This window comes from Cerasicoccus arenae (assembly GCF_014651635.1).
Lineage (GTDB): Bacteria > Verrucomicrobiota > Verrucomicrobiia > Opitutales > Cerasicoccaceae > Cerasicoccus > Cerasicoccus arenae.
On sequence record NZ_BMXG01000026.1, the window covers coordinates 1 to 22,429 of the forward strand.

At 52.9% G+C, this 22,429-nt stretch carries 22 protein-coding genes, 1 tRNA gene and 2 pseudogenes; 5 read left to right on the forward strand and 20 right to left on the reverse strand.

The annotated features are described in order from the left end of the window. The 7 genes and pseudogenes from IE065_RS17920 to IE065_RS18235 form a co-directional block, all read right to left on the reverse strand. Positions 1 to 307 (reverse strand): annotated as a pseudogene (locus IE065_RS17920) (hypothetical protein); the annotation flags it as partial. Between the two features lie 59 nt (positions 308 to 366). Further along, on the reverse strand, positions 367 to 948 hold the full coding sequence (locus tag IE065_RS15945) for a hypothetical protein (RefSeq protein WP_189516909.1): 582 nt from the start codon (positions 946 to 948) through the stop codon (positions 367 to 369). A 33-nt stretch (positions 949 to 981) separates the two neighbouring features. Continuing rightward, complete coding sequence (locus tag IE065_RS15950; RefSeq protein WP_189516912.1) at positions 982 to 1,767, reverse strand: hypothetical protein; 786 nt, start codon at positions 1,765 to 1,767, stop codon at positions 982 to 984. Continuing rightward, a complete protein-coding gene (locus IE065_RS15955; RefSeq protein ID WP_189516914.1) occupies positions 1,748 to 3,199 on the reverse strand; it encodes a hypothetical protein in 1,452 nt (483 codons plus the stop codon). The genes IE065_RS15950 and IE065_RS15955 overlap by 20 nt, the downstream gene beginning before the upstream one ends. 255 nt (positions 3,200 to 3,454) lie before the next feature. Continuing rightward, positions 3,455 to 4,351, reverse strand: coding sequence for an alpha/beta hydrolase (locus tag IE065_RS15960; protein ID WP_189516916.1), 897 nt, complete (start codon positions 4,349 to 4,351; stop codon positions 3,455 to 3,457). Positions 4,352 to 4,366: 15 nt separating this feature from the next. After that, a complete protein-coding gene (locus tag IE065_RS15965; RefSeq protein ID WP_229792143.1) occupies positions 4,367 to 5,035 on the reverse strand; it encodes a DUF1573 domain-containing protein in 669 nt (222 codons plus the stop codon). A 356-nt stretch (positions 5,036 to 5,391) separates the two neighbouring features. Next, positions 5,392 to 6,066: an ATP-binding cassette domain-containing protein gene (locus tag IE065_RS18235; protein ID WP_189516921.1), complete on the reverse strand. Its 675-nt coding sequence runs from the start codon at positions 6,064 to 6,066 to the stop codon at positions 5,392 to 5,394. Positions 6,067 to 6,884: 818 nt separating this feature from the next. Between IE065_RS18235 and IE065_RS18435 the strand changes: the two are divergent. Beyond that, positions 6,885 to 6,977: pseudogene (locus IE065_RS18435) on the forward strand (hypothetical protein); the annotation flags it as partial. Between the two features lie 291 nt (positions 6,978 to 7,268). Here IE065_RS18435 and IE065_RS15980 read toward each other — a convergent pair. The 5 genes from IE065_RS15980 to IE065_RS16000 all read right to left on the reverse strand — a co-directional run bounded on the left by IE065_RS15980 (position 7,269) and on the right by IE065_RS16000 (position 9,975). Beyond that, positions 7,269 to 7,346 (reverse strand) — tRNA-Pro (locus IE065_RS15980). 233 nt (positions 7,347 to 7,579) lie between these two features. Continuing rightward, the gene (gene menB, locus IE065_RS15985) at positions 7,580 to 8,422 is read right to left on the reverse strand and encodes a 1,4-dihydroxy-2-naphthoyl-CoA synthase (protein ID WP_189516923.1); all 843 of its coding nucleotides are present in this window, start codon (positions 8,420 to 8,422) and stop codon (positions 7,580 to 7,582) included. Positions 8,423 to 8,578: 156 nt separating this feature from the next. After that, a complete protein-coding gene (gcvH, locus tag IE065_RS15990) occupies positions 8,579 to 8,956 on the reverse strand; it encodes a glycine cleavage system protein GcvH (protein WP_189516924.1) in 378 nt (125 codons plus the stop codon). 88 nt (positions 8,957 to 9,044) lie between these two features. After that, positions 9,045 to 9,299 (reverse strand): hypothetical protein, encoded by a 255-nt coding sequence (locus IE065_RS15995; protein WP_189516925.1) that lies wholly within the window; start codon positions 9,297 to 9,299, stop codon positions 9,045 to 9,047. A 49-nt stretch (positions 9,300 to 9,348) separates the two neighbouring features. Continuing rightward, positions 9,349 to 9,975 carry an SGNH/GDSL hydrolase family protein gene (locus IE065_RS16000; protein ID WP_189516926.1) on the reverse strand — a complete coding sequence of 209 codons (627 nt, stop codon included), beginning with the start codon at positions 9,973 to 9,975 and terminating at the stop codon, positions 9,349 to 9,351. Between the two features lie 320 nt (positions 9,976 to 10,295). On the opposite strand from IE065_RS16000, the gene IE065_RS16005 reads away from it, so the two are divergent. Beyond that, positions 10,296 to 10,769, forward strand: coding sequence for a ribonuclease HI (locus IE065_RS16005; protein WP_189516927.1), 474 nt, complete (start codon positions 10,296 to 10,298; stop codon positions 10,767 to 10,769). Positions 10,770 to 10,806: 37 nt separating this feature from the next. Here IE065_RS16005 and IE065_RS16010 read toward each other — a convergent pair whose 3' ends face one another. From IE065_RS16010 to IE065_RS16035, 6 genes are all read right to left on the reverse strand, one after another. After that, on the reverse strand, positions 10,807 to 12,183 hold the full coding sequence (locus IE065_RS16010; RefSeq protein ID WP_189516928.1) for an alkaline phosphatase family protein: 1,377 nt from the start codon (positions 12,181 to 12,183) through the stop codon (positions 10,807 to 10,809). A 3-nt stretch (positions 12,184 to 12,186) separates the two neighbouring features. Beyond that, on the reverse strand, positions 12,187 to 13,398 hold the full coding sequence (locus IE065_RS16015; RefSeq protein ID WP_189516930.1) for a 3-dehydroquinate synthase: 1,212 nt from the start codon (positions 13,396 to 13,398) through the stop codon (positions 12,187 to 12,189). Between the two features lie 193 nt (positions 13,399 to 13,591). Continuing rightward, on the reverse strand, positions 13,592 to 14,266 hold the full coding sequence (locus IE065_RS16020; RefSeq protein ID WP_189516932.1) for a hypothetical protein: 675 nt from the start codon (positions 14,264 to 14,266) through the stop codon (positions 13,592 to 13,594). A 221-nt stretch (positions 14,267 to 14,487) separates the two neighbouring features. Further along, positions 14,488 to 15,372 (reverse strand): UbiA family prenyltransferase, encoded by an 885-nt coding sequence (locus IE065_RS16025; protein WP_189516934.1) that lies wholly within the window; start codon positions 15,370 to 15,372, stop codon positions 14,488 to 14,490. Positions 15,373 to 15,390: 18 nt separating this feature from the next. Then, positions 15,391 to 16,092 (reverse strand): LysM peptidoglycan-binding domain-containing protein, encoded by a 702-nt coding sequence (locus IE065_RS18140; RefSeq protein ID WP_200163242.1) that lies wholly within the window; start codon positions 16,090 to 16,092, stop codon positions 15,391 to 15,393. A gap of 90 nt (positions 16,093 to 16,182) precedes the next feature. Continuing rightward, positions 16,183 to 17,502, reverse strand: a complete 1,320-nt coding sequence (locus IE065_RS16035; RefSeq protein ID WP_189516936.1) for an NCS2 family permease — start codon at positions 17,500 to 17,502, stop codon at positions 16,183 to 16,185. A 130-nt stretch (positions 17,503 to 17,632) separates the two neighbouring features. On the opposite strand from IE065_RS16035, the gene IE065_RS16040 reads away from it, so the two are divergent. The 3 genes from IE065_RS16040 to IE065_RS16050 all read left to right on the forward strand — a co-directional run bounded on the left by IE065_RS16040 (position 17,633) and on the right by IE065_RS16050 (position 20,845). Further along, positions 17,633 to 18,601 carry a D-2-hydroxyacid dehydrogenase gene (locus tag IE065_RS16040; RefSeq protein ID WP_189516938.1) on the forward strand — a complete coding sequence of 323 codons (969 nt, stop codon included), beginning with the start codon at positions 17,633 to 17,635 and terminating at the stop codon, positions 18,599 to 18,601. A gap of 148 nt (positions 18,602 to 18,749) precedes the next feature. Next, complete coding sequence (locus tag IE065_RS16045) at positions 18,750 to 20,567, forward strand: SLC13 family permease (protein ID WP_189516940.1); 1,818 nt, start codon at positions 18,750 to 18,752, stop codon at positions 20,565 to 20,567. Positions 20,568 to 20,578: 11 nt separating this feature from the next. Then, positions 20,579 to 20,845 (forward strand): hypothetical protein, encoded by a 267-nt coding sequence (locus IE065_RS16050; protein ID WP_189516942.1) that lies wholly within the window; start codon positions 20,579 to 20,581, stop codon positions 20,843 to 20,845. A 20-nt stretch (positions 20,846 to 20,865) separates the two neighbouring features. On the opposite strand, the gene IE065_RS16055 is transcribed toward IE065_RS16050, so the two are convergent. Together IE065_RS16055 and dnaX are read right to left on the reverse strand one after the other, a co-directional pair. Then, positions 20,866 to 21,246, reverse strand: coding sequence for a hypothetical protein (locus IE065_RS16055; protein WP_189516944.1), 381 nt, complete (start codon positions 21,244 to 21,246; stop codon positions 20,866 to 20,868). Next, entirely contained in the window at positions 21,239 to 22,408 is a 1,170-nt protein-coding gene (dnaX, locus tag IE065_RS16060) for a DNA polymerase III subunit gamma/tau (RefSeq protein WP_189516946.1), read from the reverse strand. Before dnaX ends, IE065_RS16055 begins: the two co-directional genes overlap by 8 nt. Positions 22,409 to 22,429 lie beyond the last annotated feature (21 nt).

A 22,429-nucleotide genomic window follows, 5' to 3' on the forward strand; every position in this document is an offset into this window, starting at 1 on the left:
TTATTCCCCATTCTCGGTGACGGCCCGAACAACTCTCCTCAACAACACAAAAAACTAGACCTTCCAAGGAACCGTAAAACAAAGTGCGAAAGAATCTGGACACTACCAGCATCAACACCGGACACCACGGCGGTCGTCCTCCCTTCTTCTGGTCGCCGTAACCCAAGTGATCCTTAAGCACCAGGCGGAACGACTCCCAGTCAATTACCACTAGCCGATCAAGGCCGCTTTTACGCTCCGAAGCGGTGTCTACGTGGGACAAAATATCGAACAGATTACTTTGGCCACTGCCTGTCTTTACGCGCATGCCCAAGAATCATCGATGCCGACCGGAACCGTCGAGGTTAATCGAAGTGCCCTTAAAAGCTATTTCAATATGTCATCTAAGGATGGAATATACACTATATAGATGCGACCATCTTGACCATCTTGGGGTAGTGTAATACCTAAACATGTATAACCCTCAAAATAAACCGTACAGTGCCCAGCGGTTTGTGCTGCTTTAATGACTGGATATCCATTATATGTATTGTCATCGATTAACGATGACGGATCAGCTCTAAACTCACGAAAATTAAAAGAAATTCTGACTTCATCCTCATCAAATTTTAATTCAGAAATCTCGTATAAACTTCCAACAGCTTTTTCTTTTATACCCTCCCTCAATGCCTCACTCTCGGCGGTGTGTATTAAGTATTTAATTTTCTTCCTCTGATCAGACACAAACAATCCATCTTTTAGACTCGATCCAATTCTAACGTTACTTACAACACTGATACCATCTTTACTAGTGAGCTGCAGCCACTCATCACGACTAAGATGTCTTCCAGTGCCCAGTTTAAACTCCGTAACACTATCCGCTTTATCAAACGATAGCATAATAAGATTGCAATCGCTCAATCGTTCAACACTGGCACTGCTTGAATGCAGTGCCAGAAAAACCAGCATAAATGCATAATAGAATCTCGTCATATCAAAATATTAGTTTATAGTTAATTCTTTGGTTCCCGTAGCAACGGTATCAGTATTGCCTGCGACCTTAGTATTAGCATCTAAGTTAACAGTATAATTACCCGCGCTGACATAGCCTACATCAATTAGAACGTTACTAATCGTTCCCGTATAGGGAGTGCTCCCAGATGCAGCACCAGAGGTAGTAGTCGTGCCCGAAACAGAAAACTGTGAGCTTCCAGGGGCGGTGGCATTAGCTAATACTTCAACCGGCATTGGATCAAGAGGCGAATTGGAACAACGCTCTACATCGATGGAGAAACTCCCAGTGAGTCGAATATTTGCAGCAGCGCCTTGCTCGATTGTGCTGCCAGTGCTATTGCCAGTTAGATCCACCCCAGACTTTAAAGTAGAGGTGTGTGTTGGAGTCACTTCAGACGAGAAAGTTAATGTTTCTTTTAATGTTTCAGTTGCTAAAGTTGCGCTGCACACAAAAGTCTGAGAAATCTCTACACTACCACTAACATCGCCCAGATCACTAGCATCGATTGACTGCTTGTTGCTGTTTGCAGTACTATTTAAACTGCCCGACCAAGTGTATGTTTTATTACCTTGCTGATTCCAAGTGCCTGTATTGCCACTCGTGTCACAGCACGCCGACGTTGGCTCATCAACGTCGCCAGTGACCTCCAGCCAAACAGTTGAGTTCTTGCATATCTGAGAATTAGGATCAGTCTTGAAACTGACAGCAGCGTTAGCGTTTATGCTTGTGCATAAGAACGCAAGCAAAGCAGTACTAGTTTTTTTTATTTTCATCTCCCTGGTTACTTTCTTTTAATAAGTTGGTAACTTTTCCATCTTTATCAAGAAATACGAAATCGATTTGACTACTGTTATAGTTTTCAACATATTCCAGCAGTCCATCATCAGAATAATTTCTTCTTTGAACTAATGAGCCGTTTACATATTTTCCCAGCAGACGACCATCAATACCGTAGTCATACGTCATTATAGTTCCCTCGTTGGGGTTTAAAAGTCGAGCAAGCTCTCCCCTTGATGTGTAAGATCTTCTCTCAACCACATTCCATCCCCCCCCATCGTTTTGGTATTCTTCGAGCTTCCTGAGCTTTCCATAGGCTGGCCCTTCGGCAATGATCCACGTTCTACGCATCAAAGATCCATCGGGTTCAGTGTAGGTCTCAATCCCCTTGGACCAATCACGTGACCATTGTTGTGGTGAGCCACCATCATCAGGATTTCGCGTAATATTAACGTAGCCCGGCGAAACCCGCCTAGAATCCTTACTTCTCTGGTGTGGATCATAGGCGGGATTCGTCACTGAGTAATTTCCTCCTGAATCCGCTACGACGAATCCGCTCCGTGCCTCAAACGACACCCAACTGTCCTTACCTTCAGCATCAACCAAAGCCAAGCGGTTCACAGGTAGAAAACGCTCACTAGCTTCTATTTTACGTATTCGAGGCTCGTCTTTGGAATAAGTGAATTTCTCAAAATTATCATCTCCTGAATGCAGTTTTGTCAAAAACTGTACACGATAGTCGCTGTAATTACCCTTTCCATCGGGGGCCGTCCAGTCGCCTTGACCCAATTCCACATCATAGCGAAAGCTTCCAACTGATATACTTTCGGGACTCGATCCTCTATACTGAACCGAAAACACCGGATCACGATTCCCTTGGGCAATAATACTATGCGGCAAATCCCTTCCAATGTAGTTCACAGAGTAAACAGTTGCTCCCTGGCCCAACCGGAAGCGCACCAACCGGCCGTCGCGATATTCGTAAGCGAATTCTGGATCTTCCATCCCGGTAATCAACACTGTCCCGTGCCGATCATTGACCACCGCATTCCACTCGCCACCCTGGTGCCGATAGGCAGTTTCGCCACTGTGCGTGCGGGCTTCTTTGTCGAAAACAAAGAAACGGCGATATTCGTCAGGTGCTTCCCAAACCAGCGTTCCCCGATTCGATGAATACACCGTGGAATCTATGATCGGAAACCGCCAACCGGGTCCAAGAAGGCCAGGTTTCTGCTCAGGATCACTGGTGAACACCAGCGTAATCGGATAGTTTCTCCCTCCATTACCAGACGGAAGCATCCCCAACTCCCGGACAATCCGTACGTAGCCGAATTGATCCGCATTGCCGACCCGATTATCGCGAGACTCAAAGCGAAGGTTCTGCGCCGGAAGCACTACTGCACTCATCAACGAGAGCAGTAATGCCAACCGACAAAACAAACTGGGGAGGATTGGGAGCATTTAATTAATCCGTCATAGCTCAATAAACGCTCATTCCCGCACCCCTATCGGCATCGAGTCGCAGTCACAGGGATTATTCGGATCGTCCTCTTCACAGGGCGGTGGACATTGCTCTGCTTGTAAAGCAGCCGAAAATAACACCACCGAGGCGATTAGACTAAGAAGGATATGTTTCATTGAATTTATGTTTATTGATGGTTATGCTGATTATGTTATGGTAGATTATGGATGATGAACCTGACGCCACTTTGCGACAAAATCTTCCGTGGGTAGCCACGTTAAAAGTTCTGGTTGAGTGAAATCCGAATAGGAACCCGTCGCTTGCTCTTCTGTATCGATGTCGATGAAGACCGGCCACTCCTTTTCATGCTTGCCACTCAGGACCGCTCCGAAATACTCCCTGACGAATTTCTCAAAAGGCCCTTTCCTGAAATGGCCCGTCTCGGCGATGCTCACCCAGGTCCATGGTTTTCCCATTTCTCGTCCCTCGTAGAAGTAGGCGTAAGAAGGAAACCAGCGTCCTCCATCGAATTCACCACATGCGACAATCCCCGGAGGGCTCTTGTCATTGGATTTCGGCGAATCCCAGAACTGCGCGGAATAGGCCGACCAAACAAGCACCCGCTCTGGTACCCACTCTACGAATCGACTAGTAAAGTGTGCTCCGCCAGAAAAGCCATAGATAACGATATTCTGATCAACTCCAAAATTTTCTTCGATCGCCTGCAATAGAGCATCCCCAGACCCTTGTTCCGGCCAATAATAACCCTGCCGTTCAGGACCATACATCAACTCCGAATCAGAGGAGAACTTTAAGGCAATTACGCCGAGATTATGCTGATCAGCGAAATCCATCCAAGGCTTTTCCGCCAAGAAATGCGACCCATCCCCATTCATCCCCGGACATAGCACCAGCACGCCATCAACCGGCCCTAAAGGAGGACGCACCGCTACGTCAAAGCGATCTTCCGCATTTAGAGTAACACTGGATAAACATCCTAGGACGAAGGCAATGGCCCAAAAACGCTTACAAATGTCGCCAAGTAAATCGATCAGCCCCTCACCCCACTTGCCAGCCTGGCAGATGCCGCTTCGATGAATGTGTCGCTCTTCAGTCATTCTCAAAATCAGTTCCTATCGCACCAGCGCATGTGCATAGTACGTTCGCTTGAAACCCTGAGCGTTAGCCGCTGCAATCTTGATAAGCACTCGCTTTGCCTCAGCAGTGCTTACCGGCGAAACCGAAATCTCACATCCTTTGCCATCGGTGGATACTGTTCCCGCACTAGAAGATGGCTTCACGAGCTGGACATTAAAATCTTCGGACGCCGACTCCACGCTTACAATCTCAATACCGAATTCCTCATTGGATTCCACTTCAATGACCTTCGCATCTGGATCGCTCCCCAGTCGCCAGAATAGTAACCCGGGCTTGAGCGAGAGCGGCTGGGGAATTTCGACCATCAGTTCCAGTTTTATCTCAGGCTGTCCGAGATCATTGGTCTTGATGGTGATGGATTTTCGCTGGACACCCTGACGATCGCCAATTTTAAAATTCCCTTTGATTTCGCCCTTTTCGCCTGGTTGGTAGACTTTTTTGTCCAGATCGGTTGTCGTGCAACCGCAACTGGTCTTCACATCGGTGATTTTCACTGTCTGGTCTCCCGCGTTCTCGAATGTAAAGACGAACGGATACTTCTCAGCACCCAGTTCAGCCTTCTCGGAAATGGCCGTGACCGGAAATTCAAGCTTAGCCGAGAGATTCGGCACCGCCGTGAAAGCCAAAAGGAAGGCTGTAAACACCCTTCTGACATCTAGCAGTCTTAGGCGATCAGTAGGATTGTGAATTTGTTTATGCATTGTAGACGATGGGCGTTACGTCTACGAAAGACAGGGAGTAATACGAGTTGTTTCAATTTTTATTAGTTAATTAATCATAGTATTAACTAGTCCATGTCAACAGTCAAAATGTGTCTTTTTGAAGAGAAATTTTACGAATCCATTAACTTCAATCCAAAATCGATGAAATCATTAACAGTACAGGATTCATATAGTCACGTGGTGTAAGCCGAGTAACTAAAAATGAATCAGAGGGTCATACAATGCCATCGCCAGAGATTTTTAATCAATGAACAACAACAGTTTATGGTTGGGGTCGCTTATCGTGAACAACTTCTTCGGACACCGTATAATACGCATGCAAGGCCCGCCAAGGCCTGTAAAACCAAGACTCCGCAAGCCAGCCATTCGTTCGGCAGCCAACTGGTGTCTTTAATGCGATAGCCATCGTAGACTTGGTAATCCTTCATCGTGACCAGATAGCCGGACCAAGACCAGAATGCGTTGATGAATGGCCGAAGCACCCAGACAATCATGTCCGGCAAAGCCAATACGACGCCAGAGAGCGGAAGTTGGAACCCGACCAAGTAGATCGAGAGCAGCGAGGCTTTTTCAGTCGAAACAAAGACCGCGGACATGCCCAGACACACCCAGGTCATGGAGAGGCAGCAAAGCGACAGAATCGTTGCCTGCATCAGGAACGAACCGGGGAACTGACAGATCACTTTAACAAAAATCGTCATCCACACCCCTTGGAATACCGTGATACCCACCCGCCCGGCCAACGAAGTCGTTTGAGGATCAATTTCCTTCCCATGAAAGGCTATTTCGCCTTTGCAATCCAGCAACCCCAGCAAGGATTTCACCAACGTGGTTTTGCCACAACCTGAAGGACCCACTACAGCGTTGAGCTGGCCCGGCAAAAATTGGCCGGCCATGGATTGCAGGATCGTGGTCTCGTCAGTGGAGACGCTCAATTGATTGAAGGAAAACATGATAACCCCATACGGAATATGAGCACCGCCTTCATCAAGCCTTTTAAATCAAATTCTGCCTCAAACCTATCTGGAGGTAAATACAGGTAACGAATACGTCACCTGGCATTGCAAGGCGTCGAACGGATCACGCAGCCTAGCCAACGGCTTGCAAGAAGTCAGCAATTATCCACAGCCTTGGGTAGTGGATCCAGACCATCGTATGGATTGGTGGAAAGTGCACACTTTTCGGAAGTGAAGTGCGCTACAAGGAGCGCCATGAAATTAGCTGACTACCTGCAAATGCAAAGACTGACTCCATTGGAATTTTCCAAGCAAATCGGAGTGAAAGGCAGCGCCACAGTGCACCGGTACATCCGCGGGGAGCGCATAGCTTGCCCGCGCTTGAATCGCTCATGGCATAGTCCGCTGGCAGCCAACCCAAATCTTCCAAGGCTTTCTGCATCGCTCCATCCAAACGGTGGTTCCACTGCTTTAGACGTCCCTTCGGAAGCAACAGTCAGCGCAAAAAAACGAACGGCTTCAATAGCACGCGAGTAATCAGAACCACGAACGACGCGAGCAGACCGCCGGTGTCCCGAATACAAAACGCGAAGGCCAGCAGGACAAACCAGATTATTAGCCCGCAACGCTTAGCGCGGCTCAACAGCTCTGGTGATCGGGGCATCGACGGCGGATTGCAACTCGGCGCAGACAAGGGCGCTGAATTGCGGAAGATCCAGCCTGTGGCCAGTGGTCAGGAAGAGGCAGTTTTCTTTGTCGGGGTTCATCCTGAGCGCGCTATTCGTAAGCACTTTCAGCAGGCAGGAATTCCCATTGTGGACGCCATTGGTCGGAAAGTGGACTTTCATGCACTCCGCAATACCTTTGCGACGCTGCTGGCGCGCAGTGGGGTATCCCAACGCTTGTCGCAGGAGCTCATGCGTCACAGCGATCCCAACTTGACGGCCAAAGTTTACACCGACGCCAGCCAGCTTCCGACCTTTGCCGCCGTGGATCAATTACCTTGGGTAGATTCGATGGATGATGAAGTCACTCTAAGTCCCTCAGCCCCACCTTCACAAATAGCTTCACAAACATCAGACTTTGGAGGTCTCTTTCAGTCACAATCTGACAATTTAAGCGACGGAAGTGAAAACTCAGAATCCGTTGATTTGCAACGAATTGACACCAAAAGTCCTGCACTGGCAGGAGGTGGAAATTGGTCGGGGCGGAGGGATTCGAACCCCCGACCCTCTGCTCCCAAAGCAGATGCGCTAGCCAGGCTGCGCTACGCCCCGATTTAAAAACAAGCGCGAAATATGGGGGGGGAATATTCGCAGCGCAAGTCATTATTTGCATGTAATGCAATGAATTTTGCTCCAATCAGCTTCGGAGGCAACAATAGTGACCATGAGGACACTTGAAATGCCCTTTTAAAGCAGATTTGTATTAAGCTGGCTTCTGCCCCCCCCCTCTCAGCCCAGCTCAATGCCCCCAATAAGCGAAACTCACGGACGCACGGTGCTCAATGCTACGGAAGCCAAGGGTATTTCTTAAAGTCGGGCCTACGCTTGTTGACGTAGGACTGGTGGCCCTCTTCTCCTTGCTCGGTCAGGTAATATAAAAGCGTGGCGTTGCCAGCAAGCTCCTGTAGTCCCGCTTGGCCATCGAGCTCCGCGTTAAACGCGCTCTTGAGGCAGCGAATGGCGAGTGGGCTGTGCTGCATAATGTCCTTCGCCCAATCAATCCCTTCAGCCTCCAATTGGTCCACGGGCACTACTTTATTGACCAAACCCATCTCGCGGGCTTCCTCGGCATTGTATTGGCGGCAGAGATACCAGATTTCGCGCGCCTTCTTCTGGCCGACAATGCGTGCTAAGTAGCTTGAGCCAAACCCACCGTCGAAACTGCCGACCTTGGGGCCCGTCTGCCCAAAAATCGCATTATCGGCCGCAATGGTTAAATCGCACACCACGTGGAGAACGTGTCCGCCGCCAATTGCATATCCGGCGACCAACGCAATGACCACCTTGGGCATCGATCGGATGAGCTTTTGCAGGTCGAGCACGTTGAGCCGGGGCACTCCGTCCTTTCCCTGATACCCGCCGGCCTGTTCGCCGCGAATTTTCTGGTCACCACCAGAGCAAAAGGCGTATTTTCCGTCGGTTTGTGGATTCTGCCCACAAAGCAGCACAACGCCTATCTCGGGGTCCTCACGGGCATCCGTAAAGGCCTCCAGCATTTCCATCACGGTGTCGGGCGTGAAGGCATTACGCCGGTGCGGGCGATTAATCGTCACCTTGGCAATGCCTTCCCCAGCAAGCTTGTGATAGCGGATTTCCTCAAAGGGTTTGACTTCGATCCAGTCGCTCATGGGGATGATTTAAAAGTAAAACAGGAAGCGCGGGAAGAACGTAAAGGTATAAAAAGTAAGAAACAAAGTAACCGTTTAAAGAACTCTCCGGCTACTCTGGCTTTCCCTGTTCAATCTTTGCTTTCCGCTATAAGCGGAGTTGCTACTAAAAGCTAATTAGAGCAACTTGCCGTAAGCATCGGCGTCGAGTAAATCGGCGACCTCGGATGCATCTATTTTAATACGGATCATCCAGCCTGCGCCATAAGAATCGCTATTGACCGACTCGGGCTCGTTTTCCAGGGCTTCGTTGATCGCAACCACTTCGCCACTGACAGGCGCATACAGGTCGGAGGCCGCTTTAACTGACTCCACAGCACCAAACGCATCGCCCTTCACTATGGAGTCGCCGACGCTGGGCAGCTCCACGAAAGTAATATCACCCAAGCTGCTTTGCGCATGATCGGTAATGCCGATCGTGGCCGTACCATCAGCCTCTGCGCGAAGCCATTCATGATCCTTGGTGTATTTGAGGTCAGCAGGAACGTTAGACATGGGTCAAAAGATTAACAATTATCATTTAAAAATCAAAGGGGAGCCATGCTCGCCACCACTGGTTCAGTCGTCCCAAACGAAATCAGACTTAGGCCGACTTGGCTTCCTTTTTCGCGCGACAGTAATCAACCCGCGTTACGCGGAATAAGCACAGCGCAAGCCAAGCAAAGCCCGACATGACAGCTGACGTATAGGCCGTAAAGAGATTTTTCCAGAACGGATCGTAAAACGGCACGTGCGAAGGAATCACCACGAAGAAAAAGAACAGGAATACACCGCCGCAGATGCACACATCAATGAGTGCGCCAACGGGTGTCACGAGCTTGCGGTTTTCAGCTTCCATAAAAGTGTTGCAGTATGGGATGAGTCTCAAGCGGCGGTCAACGCGAAAATCAGACCCGCACGTATTGCATCCAGGCCTTAGCCATCAGGCCATGGCCAGCCGGGCTTGGATGCACGCCGTCGCCAGCCCAGTAGCCCATTTCCTGACGGCAAGCTGCCGCCGCAAATACACCGTCAAACGGCACTAAAATGGCCCCATACTCACGCGCCAACTTGCGCACCACGTGGATTTTCGGGTCTAGGTCACCACGCCAGGCGGCCCGGTCCTCCGGCGTATGCAGCAGGAATGGCTCGCAAAGAATCAGTTGGGAGACTTCGTCTTTCGCCCGATCGAGGATGCCACGGTATCCTTCCTCAAACACTTCAGTGGAGGTAGGATCGTTGGAGTCAAAGGCACGCCAGCAGTCGTTGACACCAATCAGGATAGACAGCCAATCGGGCTTGAGGTCTAGGCAGTCCTTGTCCCAACGCGCTGCCAAATCAGGGACACGATTACCCGAAATGCCACGGTTAATGAATTTTAAGTCCGCCTCTGGGTAGCGCGCACCCAGCAATGAGGCGATGATACGCACGTAGCCCACCCCCAAGCATCCGCCATCCTCTTTATTTCGGCTCGCATCAGTGATGCTGTCGCCTTGAAAAAGAATAGTCTGACCGGTCTTAAAAGGTATTCCCATGTATGCACGCTAGTCGGAAATTCAGGCTGTCGAAAAGCCTTTTCTTCGGCACAGTTTAGCAAGGCGGTGGCCAACATACTGAAAGTTTCTGTAAGGAAACGTAAAGCCTCTGCGTCTGAACCATCAAATGATCGCATAGTCACATTGAGATTCCATGGATATGCCAACACTTGTAGATGACAACATCACGTGCCTCCGCCAACGCGAGGTATTCGAGGCGTAATGTGCTTGTCAATGTGAGTGTTTCCGCCACAGATCATCCAAGCGCTCCAGCCAACTGCTAACGCGGCGGCTGGGTTTAAACGTTGGAATAGGAAATAATGTATTTATTTACAGACTGCAGTGTATCAGTTCAAAAAAATATAGGAGTAGGCGGTTATCTTTTCATCGAAGATCCGGAAGGCTCATTAGAGAATCTAGAGAACTATATATGTTTGAATGTTTTTGAAGGAGTCACTTCGACCGAAGCTGAACTTCGAACATTAATTTGGGCTCTAAATGACTTGGAGGAACCGACTGAAAACATATCAGTTTATACCGACTCTCAGAACATTGTCAGCCTTCTGGAACGACGCGGGCGTTTAGAAGGCAATGACTTTAGAAATAGTTCCGGAGAAGAGTTAAAGCATGGGAAATCATATAAAGAGTTTTACAAATTACTCGATGATCTAAATTTCAATGTCACTAAAGTCAGAGGACACACTCCAGTAAATGAACGAAACAAAATTGAAATAACTTTCAGCCTATTAGATAGAAAAACTCGAAAGGAGCTGCGTAGCCGATTGGCAGTATAAATTCCAACAAATTGTAACTATACTCATCCAGATACAATCACCCCTGACAAACCTCAACCAAGCAGCGATGCACGTCCGTCGCGGTGATGGATGCCCCGCCCAAGCGGTTACTTGGAGCAATGAGCAAGGGCCAGTCCAGCGGATCCAACGGGCGATGGCCATGCGAGCCTTTGACCAGTGACGCATCTAAGGGGATGACGTCGAACAAGGTGCGCAGGCCGATTTTTTTGCGGAGCAGTTTGCCTGCTAGCTTCAGCTTGGGAAATACAATAGCGGGGTCGATAAACAGCTCCACTGGATCGAAGCCGGGCTTGCGATGGATGTCCACCGTGCGGGCAAAATCCGGCGCGCGGGCGTCGTCGAGCCAGTAGTAATACGTGAACCAAGCGTCCGGCTCGGCGAAGACCACCAGGTCGCCAGAGCGCGGGTGGTCCAGCCCCACGCGTGCCTTGCCCGCCGCATCGAGCACCTCGCCCACGCCGGGCGTGTTATCCAACAGCGTCCGCACTTCGCTGATGATTGACGCATCGGGCACATAAATGTGTGCGCATTGGTGGTCGGCAATTACGAAGGCACGGCAGGCACCCTTGTCGAGGGTTTCCGTGCCCAGTTCGTCCTTGATGCTCAGCCAACCGCGTTCGCGGAACAGACGGTTGAGGTGCACCGGGCGCGACACCGGCGTAATGCCATATTCCGACAGCACCACGACTTGCACGCCACGCGATTCGTAAAAATCAATCAGCTCTCCGACCACCCGGTCAATGGCCGCCAACTCGTTGAGGATGGAGGCATGATCCGGCCCCAGCTTCATCATGCAATAGTCAAGGTGCGGCAGGTAGACCAAGGAGCAGTCCGGCGACCGTTTTTCCTCGGTCCATTGCGCAGATTTTGCAATCCAAAGTGATGATTCGATGCCCGAGGCAGGCCCCCAAAATTGCCGAAACGGAAACTCGCCCAAGTCGCCCTTAATCATCTCGCGCAAGTCAAGCGGCGTCGTGTGGATGTCAAAGTGCTTGCCGCCATCAGCCAGATAGAGCGGGCGCGGCGTGATCGCGAAGTTGACGTCCGCATACATATTAAACCACCAGAAAAGTTGGGCGACGGTGGTCTCCGGTCGATCGCGGCGGAGGATGTCCCACAGCTTCGGCCCCTGCATCAGGTGGTTGCTCTGCTTCCAGAAAAGGTGCTCGGCCAGCTCGCGGTCATACCAGCCATTGGCGACGATCCCGTGTTTGCTCGGCAACTCGCCCGTCAGGTAGGTCGCCTGCGCACTGCACGTCACAGCGGGCAACGTGGGGGCCACGGCGGCCACCGCGTTGCGTTCGGCAAGCCGCTGAAGATTCGGCGTGTGCTCGCCAAGATGCCGCTGGCTCAGGCCAACGACATTTAAAATTGCGGTGCGCAGGCGAGCCATGACTTACGACCTTACGTCCTCCAACAGCACCAGCGTGGCGCGCAGGGCTCCCCGCAAGGCAGCAGAATCCACCGTATGAATATCGCAGCTAACGCCGGGCACGGTGACCATGCACAGGCACAACTCACCGCCGAGGTGCAGGCGAAATTCTTCCAACCCACGCAGCAGCGGTGCAGCAGGATTATCAACTGCGGCTTCCAGCGCGTGGACAACCTCAGGCCGGGCCAGCGGTGCGAGCAGGCCCATTCGTCGGGCAACGCGTTGGATACGGTCTAGATCCTCCATAGCCAGCAACCCAACCTGCTCGGCATAGTGCAAATCGACCATCATGCCCACGGCAACCGCCTCGCCATGTGGTAATTGAAAATCCGTCAGTTGCTCCAGCTTGTGCGCGGACCAGTGACCAAAATCTAACGGGCGTCCGCTACCCATTTCAAAGGGATCGCCACCAGTTGCAATATGCTCGGCGTGGATGCGCGCGCCCTCGGCCACGGCGTATTGAACGGGCTCCTCGTCCAAACGCTGCAAGGCCTCGGCGTGCTGCTCCAGATAATCGAAAAACTTGGCGTCGCGGACGAGCGCCACCTTGAGTGCTTCGGCCAGACCGGCGCGACGATCACGCTCGGGCTGGCTACGCAGGAACGCGAGATCATTGACCACGGCCCACGGTACGGCAAACGCGCCCAGCCAATTCTTCTGCCCAAAGCGATTGACGCCGCACTTCACGCCGACGCCGCTGTCTCCTTGGCTGAGGGTCGTGGTAGGCATGCGCAGAAGGCGTAATCCACGATGCGCCGTCGCCGCCGCAAAGCCCACGACATCCAACACCGCCCCGCCACCAATCACCAGCACGCACGAATGGCGCGAGAGCGGGTGTGCGTAAAAGTTCTTCCAAAGCTGCTCCACGATGCTCCAATCATTTTTGCACGCCTCACCGCCCGGAATCATCATCGGCGGCGCGACGAGCTCGACGGGGGTTGCGCCATCCTGCATCGATTCGAGCGCACCGGTCAATTCATTGGCCAAATTTGGAAAACTCGCCCGTAACCCATCATCAATGCAGGCAAAAACGCGCAGCGATTCACCAGCCTCGACAGCATCGCCCCGCAACGCCTCCTCCAGCGTCGGATTACCCAGCTGCAACGCATTCTCCGTAAATAAAATCCGGTGAGCGAACTGCGGCGTAACGTGAAATTGGTGGGTAGCGCTGGGCATAAATCCTTGGCCTCAAAGCACCCATGCTGTAATCGCAGTCAAGGAGCGGCAAAGCTTTTTTAGCAGGATCGCCCGAAACCGCAACCTAGCGAAGTGGCCATCTTTACGCTTAGCACTTGCTCCCTTATACCCCCCAGCCTCAACAGAACTGCCAATAGTCCAATGCTACGTTTGCCCCCTTTTCGGGTGCCGGTTATGACCGCTTTCGAGCGCGAAAGCATGCAAGGCTGGCCGCAACAAATCCAATCAACACAGCAGTGGCTCCTGGTTCAGGGATGGCGCTACTGCTGACAATGATATTATCCAGATAGAAATCTTCTAGGTTCGAACTCGAAATCGTGCTCCATCTCAATTTGACGCTACTCGCATCTAACCCACCTGGGCCGAAGTAGGTTTCAGGAATGGTGATGGTATAAGAGATAAAGGGAGAAGCACCAGCAGAGGCTGTATTGGGGAGCGTAATCGTTGTCCCACTGTAAACGCTGTCGGTTCCATCAAAAGCACCTAAGTCGACTAATACCGTTTCATAGCCCGAGCCAAAATCTACTTGGAAGTTGTTTAAGCCGTCCGGTGATTGTGAGGCGGATCTCGCTTTTAGATCAAAAGAGATCACTAAATTTTCGCCACTCGGGAGTGAGATGGAGTCCACCTGCCTGACATAGTGGAAATTGGGATTACCATTACGGAAGAAAAGGCTTTGATCCCCCTCTGAAGCAACGCCTGTGACTACACGCGTCTCCGAATTAAAGACAACCCAAGTTGGCGAAGGTGGCCCCTCGGGCGTATAGGTTTCAAAAGATTCGGTGAACAGCACGGCTGCGCTGGCTTGGCTGAGCCCCAAGCAAAGGGCAAGTAAGGGTAGTTTCATGTTAGCAAGTTAAGACCGAAAATATTAGCTTAGTCAATAAATAGATTTGAGCAACATAATGGCCATATTACCATATTAAATAAACAATGCATCTGACATAGCCAACAAACTCACTGCCTCGTTCTTCCTATTGAGGTCGCACGGATACTTAGGGATCAGATTGGAATGATATTTGTCCGCGAGCGGGTCTGCTATTCCCAAGGCGTCAAACGTAGTCCCCTTTAGGTGGCCGCGATTCGCTTCTGCATTGCAAGTGCAAACGGAAACAGGATTGCCACCACGCCCAAGGCAATCACAGGAGAGATCCAGCACAGTGCAATGCCATCGATTAACACGATGCCAGCCAGAAGGCGCGGAATGCTCTTATAAGGTGGCATTGCCCCCTCCCCCCCCCCAACTCGCATCGGCCATGCAGGAATTGTCCACACCGCCAAGCCAACGCCGAAGATAAGGCTGACCAAGCCGCCAGCCGCTAGGAGGAAGCCCAGCAGAGTCGTCCCGAGAGGTGTCGCCAGCAACAGGCTTTGCAGACGGGGAAATTTGTGCTCAATCGGCCCGCTTTCACTGGCGGCACGCCAAGTCAGGCCTGTTATATAGATGAAATGCGTGGTGCCCCACATCGCCAGAAGCACCGTCGACGTATCGAAGGCAAATTCATGGGGCGACGCCGCCAGCAAGAACAAACTCGCACGCCCCCCCCCCATTAAGAGCGCTGCCCACGTAGTGCGTTTGTGGACGAGGTCGTAGCTGAGAACACAGGCGATTAATATGACCAACAGTATCCAGCCCCCCCCCGCAAGCAGTGTCAACACGCTCCCCAATAGCATCCAACCGAGGCCCAGCGCGGTCACTTGCCCCCGCGAAAACACACCGCTCGGGATCGGGCGCTCGGGGCGATATTGGCGGTCGAAATCAGCGTCCGCCGCGTCATTGAGCGTTGTTCCGCCGAAATAGAGCGCGGTCGCGCCAAGCAACATCAGGCCTAGCGCAGGCTCAAAGGTCCCGCCCGATAAGAACCAAGCCGCCAACACATTACTCCAAACCGTGGGTGCGTTGGAAACGCGGCAAAGCTGGAGAACCGCCTGAAGACTAGGTTGGCTGAGCATGAGCGCTCTCCAAGGCACTTACTTGGACGGAATTTTGATCTTCTGGCCAACTGGTAAGCGGCGAGGATCGACATCGGGATTGGCCGCTAAAATGGCCGCTACCGAGACATTATACTGCTCACTGAGCTTGGTAAAGGTGTCCCCGGAGCGAATGGTGTGCGTGGCTGCGCTTGCCCCCCCGACAACCACAGGAGCACTCGCTACAGGCGGTGGAGATGCGCTTGGTTCGATTGTCGCAACGGGCAGGGCTGACGTTGGATTGCCACGCGGTATAGACGACCCACCACTTGCCGAGGGGCGGCCTGAGCGGTTCAAGGTGTCGATTAATTCGGTCAGCTTGTCGGCGGAAGTCTCAATCATATCGCGGTTGATATTGATTTCGGAGCTGGCTTTTTTGAAGGCCTCATTGGCATCGCCGGCGAGGAGCTTTAACTGCTGCTCGGTGGAGGAAAGCTTGCTGGCCTGCTCGGAATACTTGGCCTCGAGGTCACGGAGGCGTGTTTCCAAGCCTTCTGCCTTAACGGTGATCGCCTCCAAATTGGTCTGAGCCTCACTGGCTTTGCCGGTCCCACCCAGACTGAAATACAACGCAGCGCCACCCAGAAGCAAGGCGGCGAAACCGACAAGCAAGGGCGCTATCATGCTCCCGGAACTCGAGTTACTCGGTTCAAAGGACGAAAGATCGGAGTCAACGGACATATCAAAGGTAGCGTAGAGCATGCCGATGCCCCAAATCAAGCCGCTTGTGCACTCAAGAACCCGGGTTTACCCTATTTTTAAATGGATGTGCCCATTTGAAACCGAAGGCACCTAGATAAAAGCAAAGCCAACAAACACTGCAGCGATGACCCAAGCGCCAGCGCTAACCCCTTTGGCACGCCCAGTCAGCAGCATAAGTGCACAGTAAAAAATCAGCCCGGCCATGATGCCATGCGTGATGCTGAACGTCAGCGGGATGAGCAGCGCAGTGAGGATTGCGGGGGCGACCTCGTGCAAATCGGAATAATTAATGTGCTTCAGCCCCTGCGCCATGAACAAGCCGACCATAATGAGCGCTGGTGCGGTAGCGGCGGCAGGAACTACCGTCAGGATTGGCGTGAAAAACAGTGCCAATAGAAAGCAGCAGCCGACCACAACCGAGGTTAGCCCAGTGCGCCCCCCTGACTCAATGCCAGTTGCCGATTCGATGAACGAGGTGGTCGTCGAAGTTCCCAGCAAAGCCCCGCCCACGGTGGCCAGCGCATCTGCTGTCAGTGCGCGATTGAGTCGCGGCATTTCGCCCTTGTCATCCATCAAACCGCTTTGGCGGCCGAGCGCAATTAACGTACCGAGCGAGTCAAACATGTCGAGAATGAGCAAAGTGGCAATGATCGGCATCGCGGTTTGCCAATTACGAAACGGATAAAACCAGTCCAGCCCTAAGAAGGTCTGACTAATACTGGCGGGCAGGCCGACGATTCCATCAGGCATGGCTGTGATCATCTTATCGCCGTTGGGAATAAACAGCCCGATCACGCTGACCACCAGAATCGTTCCGATAATCGCGCCAGGAATCCGCCGTACTGTCAGCACCGTGATCAGCAGCAGACCACCCAGCACCATCAACGGCACGGCCTGGAGTAGGTCTCCCTCAGCCACCAGTGTGTAAGGATTGGCCACGATGATGTCCGCATTTTTCAGACCAATAAACGCGATAAAAAAACCGATGCCGCACTGCACGCCAATCTGGAGGCAATTGGGCAAGGCTCGAATAATCGCCGCACGCACGCCCGAAATTGATAGCAGGAAGAAGATCAATCCATTCCAAAAAACCATCGCCAGCGCCCCTTGCCAAGGCACGCCCATCCCCACCACCACAATGCTCGCAAAGTAGCTGTTGAGCCCCATACCCGGTGCCTGCGCGATCGGATAATTCGTTAGCATCGCCATCAGAAAGCAGCCCAAGGCTGCTGCTAGCGCGGTGACACTAATCAGCCCCGCGAGTTCAAGCCCTGTCTTGCCGCCATCATGCAGGATGATGGGGTTGACCACGATAATGTAGGCCATCGCGGCAAATGTTGTGAGGCCCGCCAGAACCTCCCGTCCAGCGGTGGTTCCCTCGGCTCGCAGTTTAAAGCAGCGTTGCAGCATTTCGCGGAAAATTCGTCGGTTCGTAGTAGAGTCAGTGAGTGTCTAGAAGATTGGGGAGGAAAACAGATTTTTGGGAAAAGGCCAGACTTAGGACTTGGACGCCGCACCGGAGCTTCACATGATCTCGCGTATGAAAATCGCAATCCTCGACGCTGGCACCTTCAACTTTGATAACCTCGGCCCTTGGGAACCCCTCCATCAATTTGGCGAAGTGGAGATTTTTGAGCGCGTTCCATACGAGGTAGATGCGATCGTCAACAAATGCCAAGGCTACGATATCGTCCTGACCAACAAAGTGCCGATCAACGCCGAGACCATTGCCCAATTGCCCAATCTAAAGATGATCAGCGTGCTGGCAACCGGCCACAACATCGTGGATGGCTCAGCCGCCCGCGAGCGCAACATTCCAGTGTGCAACGCACCAAATTACAGCACCCAATCCGTCGCCCAGCACACGCTGGCACTCATTCTAGAACTGTGCAACAATGTCGGCCTCCACAGCCAAAGCGTGCACGAAGGCGACTGGACTCGCAGCGAGCATTTCACCTACTGGAAAAAGCCACACATTGAGCTGACCGGTGCCACAGTGGGCTTCATTGGCTGGGGCGAGATCGGCCAGCGCGTCGGCGAATTGGTCCGCGCCCTTGGAGCCAATGTGCTGGCGTATTCGCGCAGCCGACGCAACACACCTGATTGGCCCAACGGCTTCCGTTGGGGCGATTTAGGCGAAGTTTTTGCCGAATCAGACGTCCTTACCCTGCATTGCCCACAAACCTCAGAGAATCTGGGCTTCGTTAATCGCGAACGCCTCATCTCGATGAAAAAGACGGCTTTTCTCGTCAACACCGCCCGAGGCACGCTGGTTGACGAATCCGCCCTGCTGGACGCCCTGCAAACCGGCCAAATCGCGGGTGCAGCGCTGGATGTCATATCGAAGGAACCAATGACGAAGGACAATCCTCTCCTTGGTGCGCCAAACTGCTACATTACCCCACATGTGGCGTGGAGCAGCCTTCCTGCCCGTCGCCATCTGCTTGAAATTACCTTTGCGAATATTCAGGCCTATCTTAATGGCTCCCCACAGAATGTGGTAAATTAAGCGGGTCTTTCGATGGATCCACAAGGGATAGTCCGCAGCGCACGATCCCCTCTAACGAAGGTCTAAAGGACATAATTCGCTATTGCGAAGCAACGTACACCCCGCATGCTGTGGGTCTTTTCTGTCCTGCTAAACATCTACTGAAACTGTGACCTGGGAAATCATATTTGTACTGGCGCTCCTCGTCTTCGCCATCGTCAACTTCGTCATGGAGAAGCTGCCGGTCGACGTGACCGCGATCGTTGTCTTTTCGGTTCTGATGCTCGTCAGCATGCTGACAAAGTCCGAACACCTACCTGACCTGAATACGCTCGTGGGTGTGTTCGCCAACCCGGCCCCGCTCACGATTGCGGCGATGTTTATCATCAGTATGGCGCTGGAAAAAGTTGGCGCAATCGATTTGCTGGCCGACGCGCTCAGTCGGCTGACCAAACTCCCGATGTGGTTGTTCATGCTGGTCATGATCCTCTCCGTCGCATTCATCTCAGCGTTCATGAACAACACGCCCGTCGTGGTGGTCTTTTTGCCGGTGATGATCGGGCTCGCCCGTAAAATGAAGACCCCAGCCTCCAAGCTGCTGATCCCGCTCTCCTACGCTTCGATTTTCGGCGGAGTGTGCACGCTGATGGGCACCAGCACAAATATCCTGATGAGCGGCATCTTGACCCAACACGGCATGAAGCCGTTGGGCATGTTTGAGCTGACATCAGTCGGCCTCCCCCTGCTCTTTGTCGCCACGGCCTTCCTCGTGGTCTTTGGCAATAGGCTACTACCTGTGCGTGAGACACTAACGGCGATCCTCTCCGAGGAAGAGCGCCGTGAGTTCATCACCGAGGCCTTCGTCCGGCCCAAGTCTGAACTAATCGGCCAAAACTTTAATGGGTCCGCTCTCAAGCGTGCCCGCGGACTCAAGCTCTTGGAAATCATTCGCGACGGCGTTGCCTTGGGTGGCAATATTCGAGATGCGCTACTGGAAGAAGGCGACCGACTCGTGCTGTCCTGCCGTCCATCAAGCCTCGCGACCGCCCAGGCAACAGGCGAGGTGGACTTCGTCCATGAGCAAGGTTTGGACTTGGAGCAAATCGCCGCGCACCAAGGTGCCATCGTCGAGGGCGTTATTGGCCCGATGTCGAGCATCACCGGGCGGACAATCCGCGAGATCAACTTCCGCCAACGATATCGCATGATTATAATTGCAGTGCACCGGCACGGACGCAACGTCCGCGAGCGGCTGGAAACGCTGCCCTTGGATTTCGGTGACACCCTGCTAATGATGGGCACCGATCAGGCCATCGAGAATCTGCGGAGCAGTGATGACATCATCCTGCTGGACCGCCCCCCGGTCTCGGCGAAAAATTTAAGCAAATGGCTACCTCTGGTCATCACGCTCGTAATCGCGATGGTCGCCGCGGTAAGCTTTATCAGCCTGCCCATCGTTGCCGGATCGATTGCCGTCATGGCAGTCATCTTAGTAATCGGCATCGTCAAACCCAAGGAAGCCTATGCAGCAGTAGAATGGCGTATTTTAATGCTGATCTACGGCATGCTCGCCTTGGGCGCGGCCTTGGAAACCAGCGGCGCAACCCAATATGGGACGGATCAAATTGTCGGACTGGCGGGTTCGGTTCCCGAACATATACGCCCCTTCGTGATGCTCGCCGTGCTCTACCTGATCACCAGTATTTTCACGGAATTCCTCTCCAACAACGCAACTGTCGTGCTGATGGCTCCCGTGGCGCTCAGCATTGCAGCAGCACTCGGTGTGGACGCCCGGCCTTTCGCGGTTGCTGTCTGCGTGGCGGCATCGGCCAGCTTTGCCACCCCCATCGGCTACCAGACTAATACTTACGTCTACAGCGTCGGCGGCTATCGTTTCTCTGACTTCGCCCGCGTGGGCATTCCCTTGAATTTACTTTATTTCGTGATATCTGTTTTGGTGATTCCCCTATTCTGGAAATTTCACTAACCAATTCGTTCATGAAAAAGCGTATCATCACGGCAGGGCTCACCCTGCTCTTGCTTGTTGGTCTTTGCGGATGTGAAACGTGGCCCATTGCCGCTGCGCGCGCCGCCAAAAAACGCACTTCTCAAACTGGCCCCGTCATGGGCGAATTACAGGAAGCTGCCGGTATCGAAGACCCCCTCGGTCGCAAGCAAAACGATATTGATGACACCGCTGACAACATGGAAAATAAGGCCGACGGAATTGGTTCAAAAATCGAGGGTGCCGCCGAAGACATCTAAAGCTTACGCGACCTGAAAAGCTACCGCAGCATCTCGGGGTCAACGGGCTCGGCAAACTTATAATCCGCCCGTAAAAGCTCTGCGAGCAGAAGTTCAGTGTCTGGTGCCAAGGCTTGACGAGCAGCGTCGAACTCAGGAGTACCGGGGGGATATTTAATCGCTTCCTCGTGGGTACGCTTGGGCTTGGAGGAAACGAGCATCTCGCTCTCTGGCGCATCGCTATCGGACGCGTCATCGGCGGAATGCGCGGCGCGATTCCACTCATCTTCCGTTGGGCCATCAGCATGCTGTCGGCCCGCAGGTGATTCTGTGGGCAGGCCAGTAGCGCGGGCAATCGGTCCCTCAGGTGGTGCCTTGGTGTTGGGCATGGAGCCCAACGGCGGAATCGGCCCGTTACTCACGGGCGCGGGCGATACCTCTATTTTTTTTTTGGCCGGCATCCTGAGGGAGGCCGGCGGCGAGGTTCGATAATTCTTTAATAACCGAGTCAATCGCCCGGCTGCGGCTCTGGTCAACAGCCCGCAAAAGCGCGACCTCAAAGTTAACGCGTTGTGACAGACCGCTACGCACTTGGCTTTCGCCGGACTGCAAAGCGTCGAGCATACGAGCAAGCGATTCCGAGGTCAACGGCGCGCCGAGGCTCTCGGTTGTGCCACCACCGCGGATGGCTTCGATCATGGCCTCGCGAGTGCGAGTCTGAATGTCCAATAAAACACGGTAGAGGTCACGCCCCTGACCAGCGATTTCTTCAATTGCAGCAAACAGCGCCTGATAATCCGCCGCCGCGATGGCGCGAACCATCTGGTCGATCATAGCCGGAGCAGCGAGGCCATAGACGTCGAGCGCCTTCTCCTCGGTGATGTCGTTGCCGCAAAATGAAATTAACTGATCGAGAATCGACTGAGCATCCCGCATTCCACCGTCGGCCATGCGAGCAATGGCCTTGAGCGCACCAGCGTCAACCTTGATATCGTCCGTGTCTGCGATCATCCGAAGGCGCTCGATGATTTTTTCATCTGGAATTGGCCGGAATTCAAAGCGCTGACAGCGGGAGACGACGGTCGGTAAGACCTTATTGGCCTCGGTGGTCGCGAAGATGAATTTCACGTGCGCTGGTGGTTCCTCAAGGGTCTTGAGCAAAGCATTCCATGCAGCGTTCGAGAGCATGTGCACCTCGTCAATGATGTAGATCTTAAATTGGCCAACGGTCGGCGAGTATTGGCACTCTTCGCGCAGATCACGAATCTGATCAACGCTGCCGTTGCTGGCACCGTCAATCTCGATTACGTCCATGCAGGAGCCGTCGAGAATCGATTGGCTGATCGGCGTGGTGTCATCCGGCGCAACAGCTGGACCGCCCTCCGCATTGAGCGCCTTGGCGAAAATACGCGCCGTAGTCGTCTTGCCAGTGCCACGCGGCCCGACAAACAGATAAGCGTGCGCAATGCGGTTGCTTTCAATCGCGTTCTTCAGAGTGCGGACGATGTGCTCCTGTCCGACCATTTCGTCGAACTGCTTGGGGCGCCAGCGCCGCGCGATGACTTGATATGCCTCTTGCGCCATTACAGAGAAAGAACATTGAAG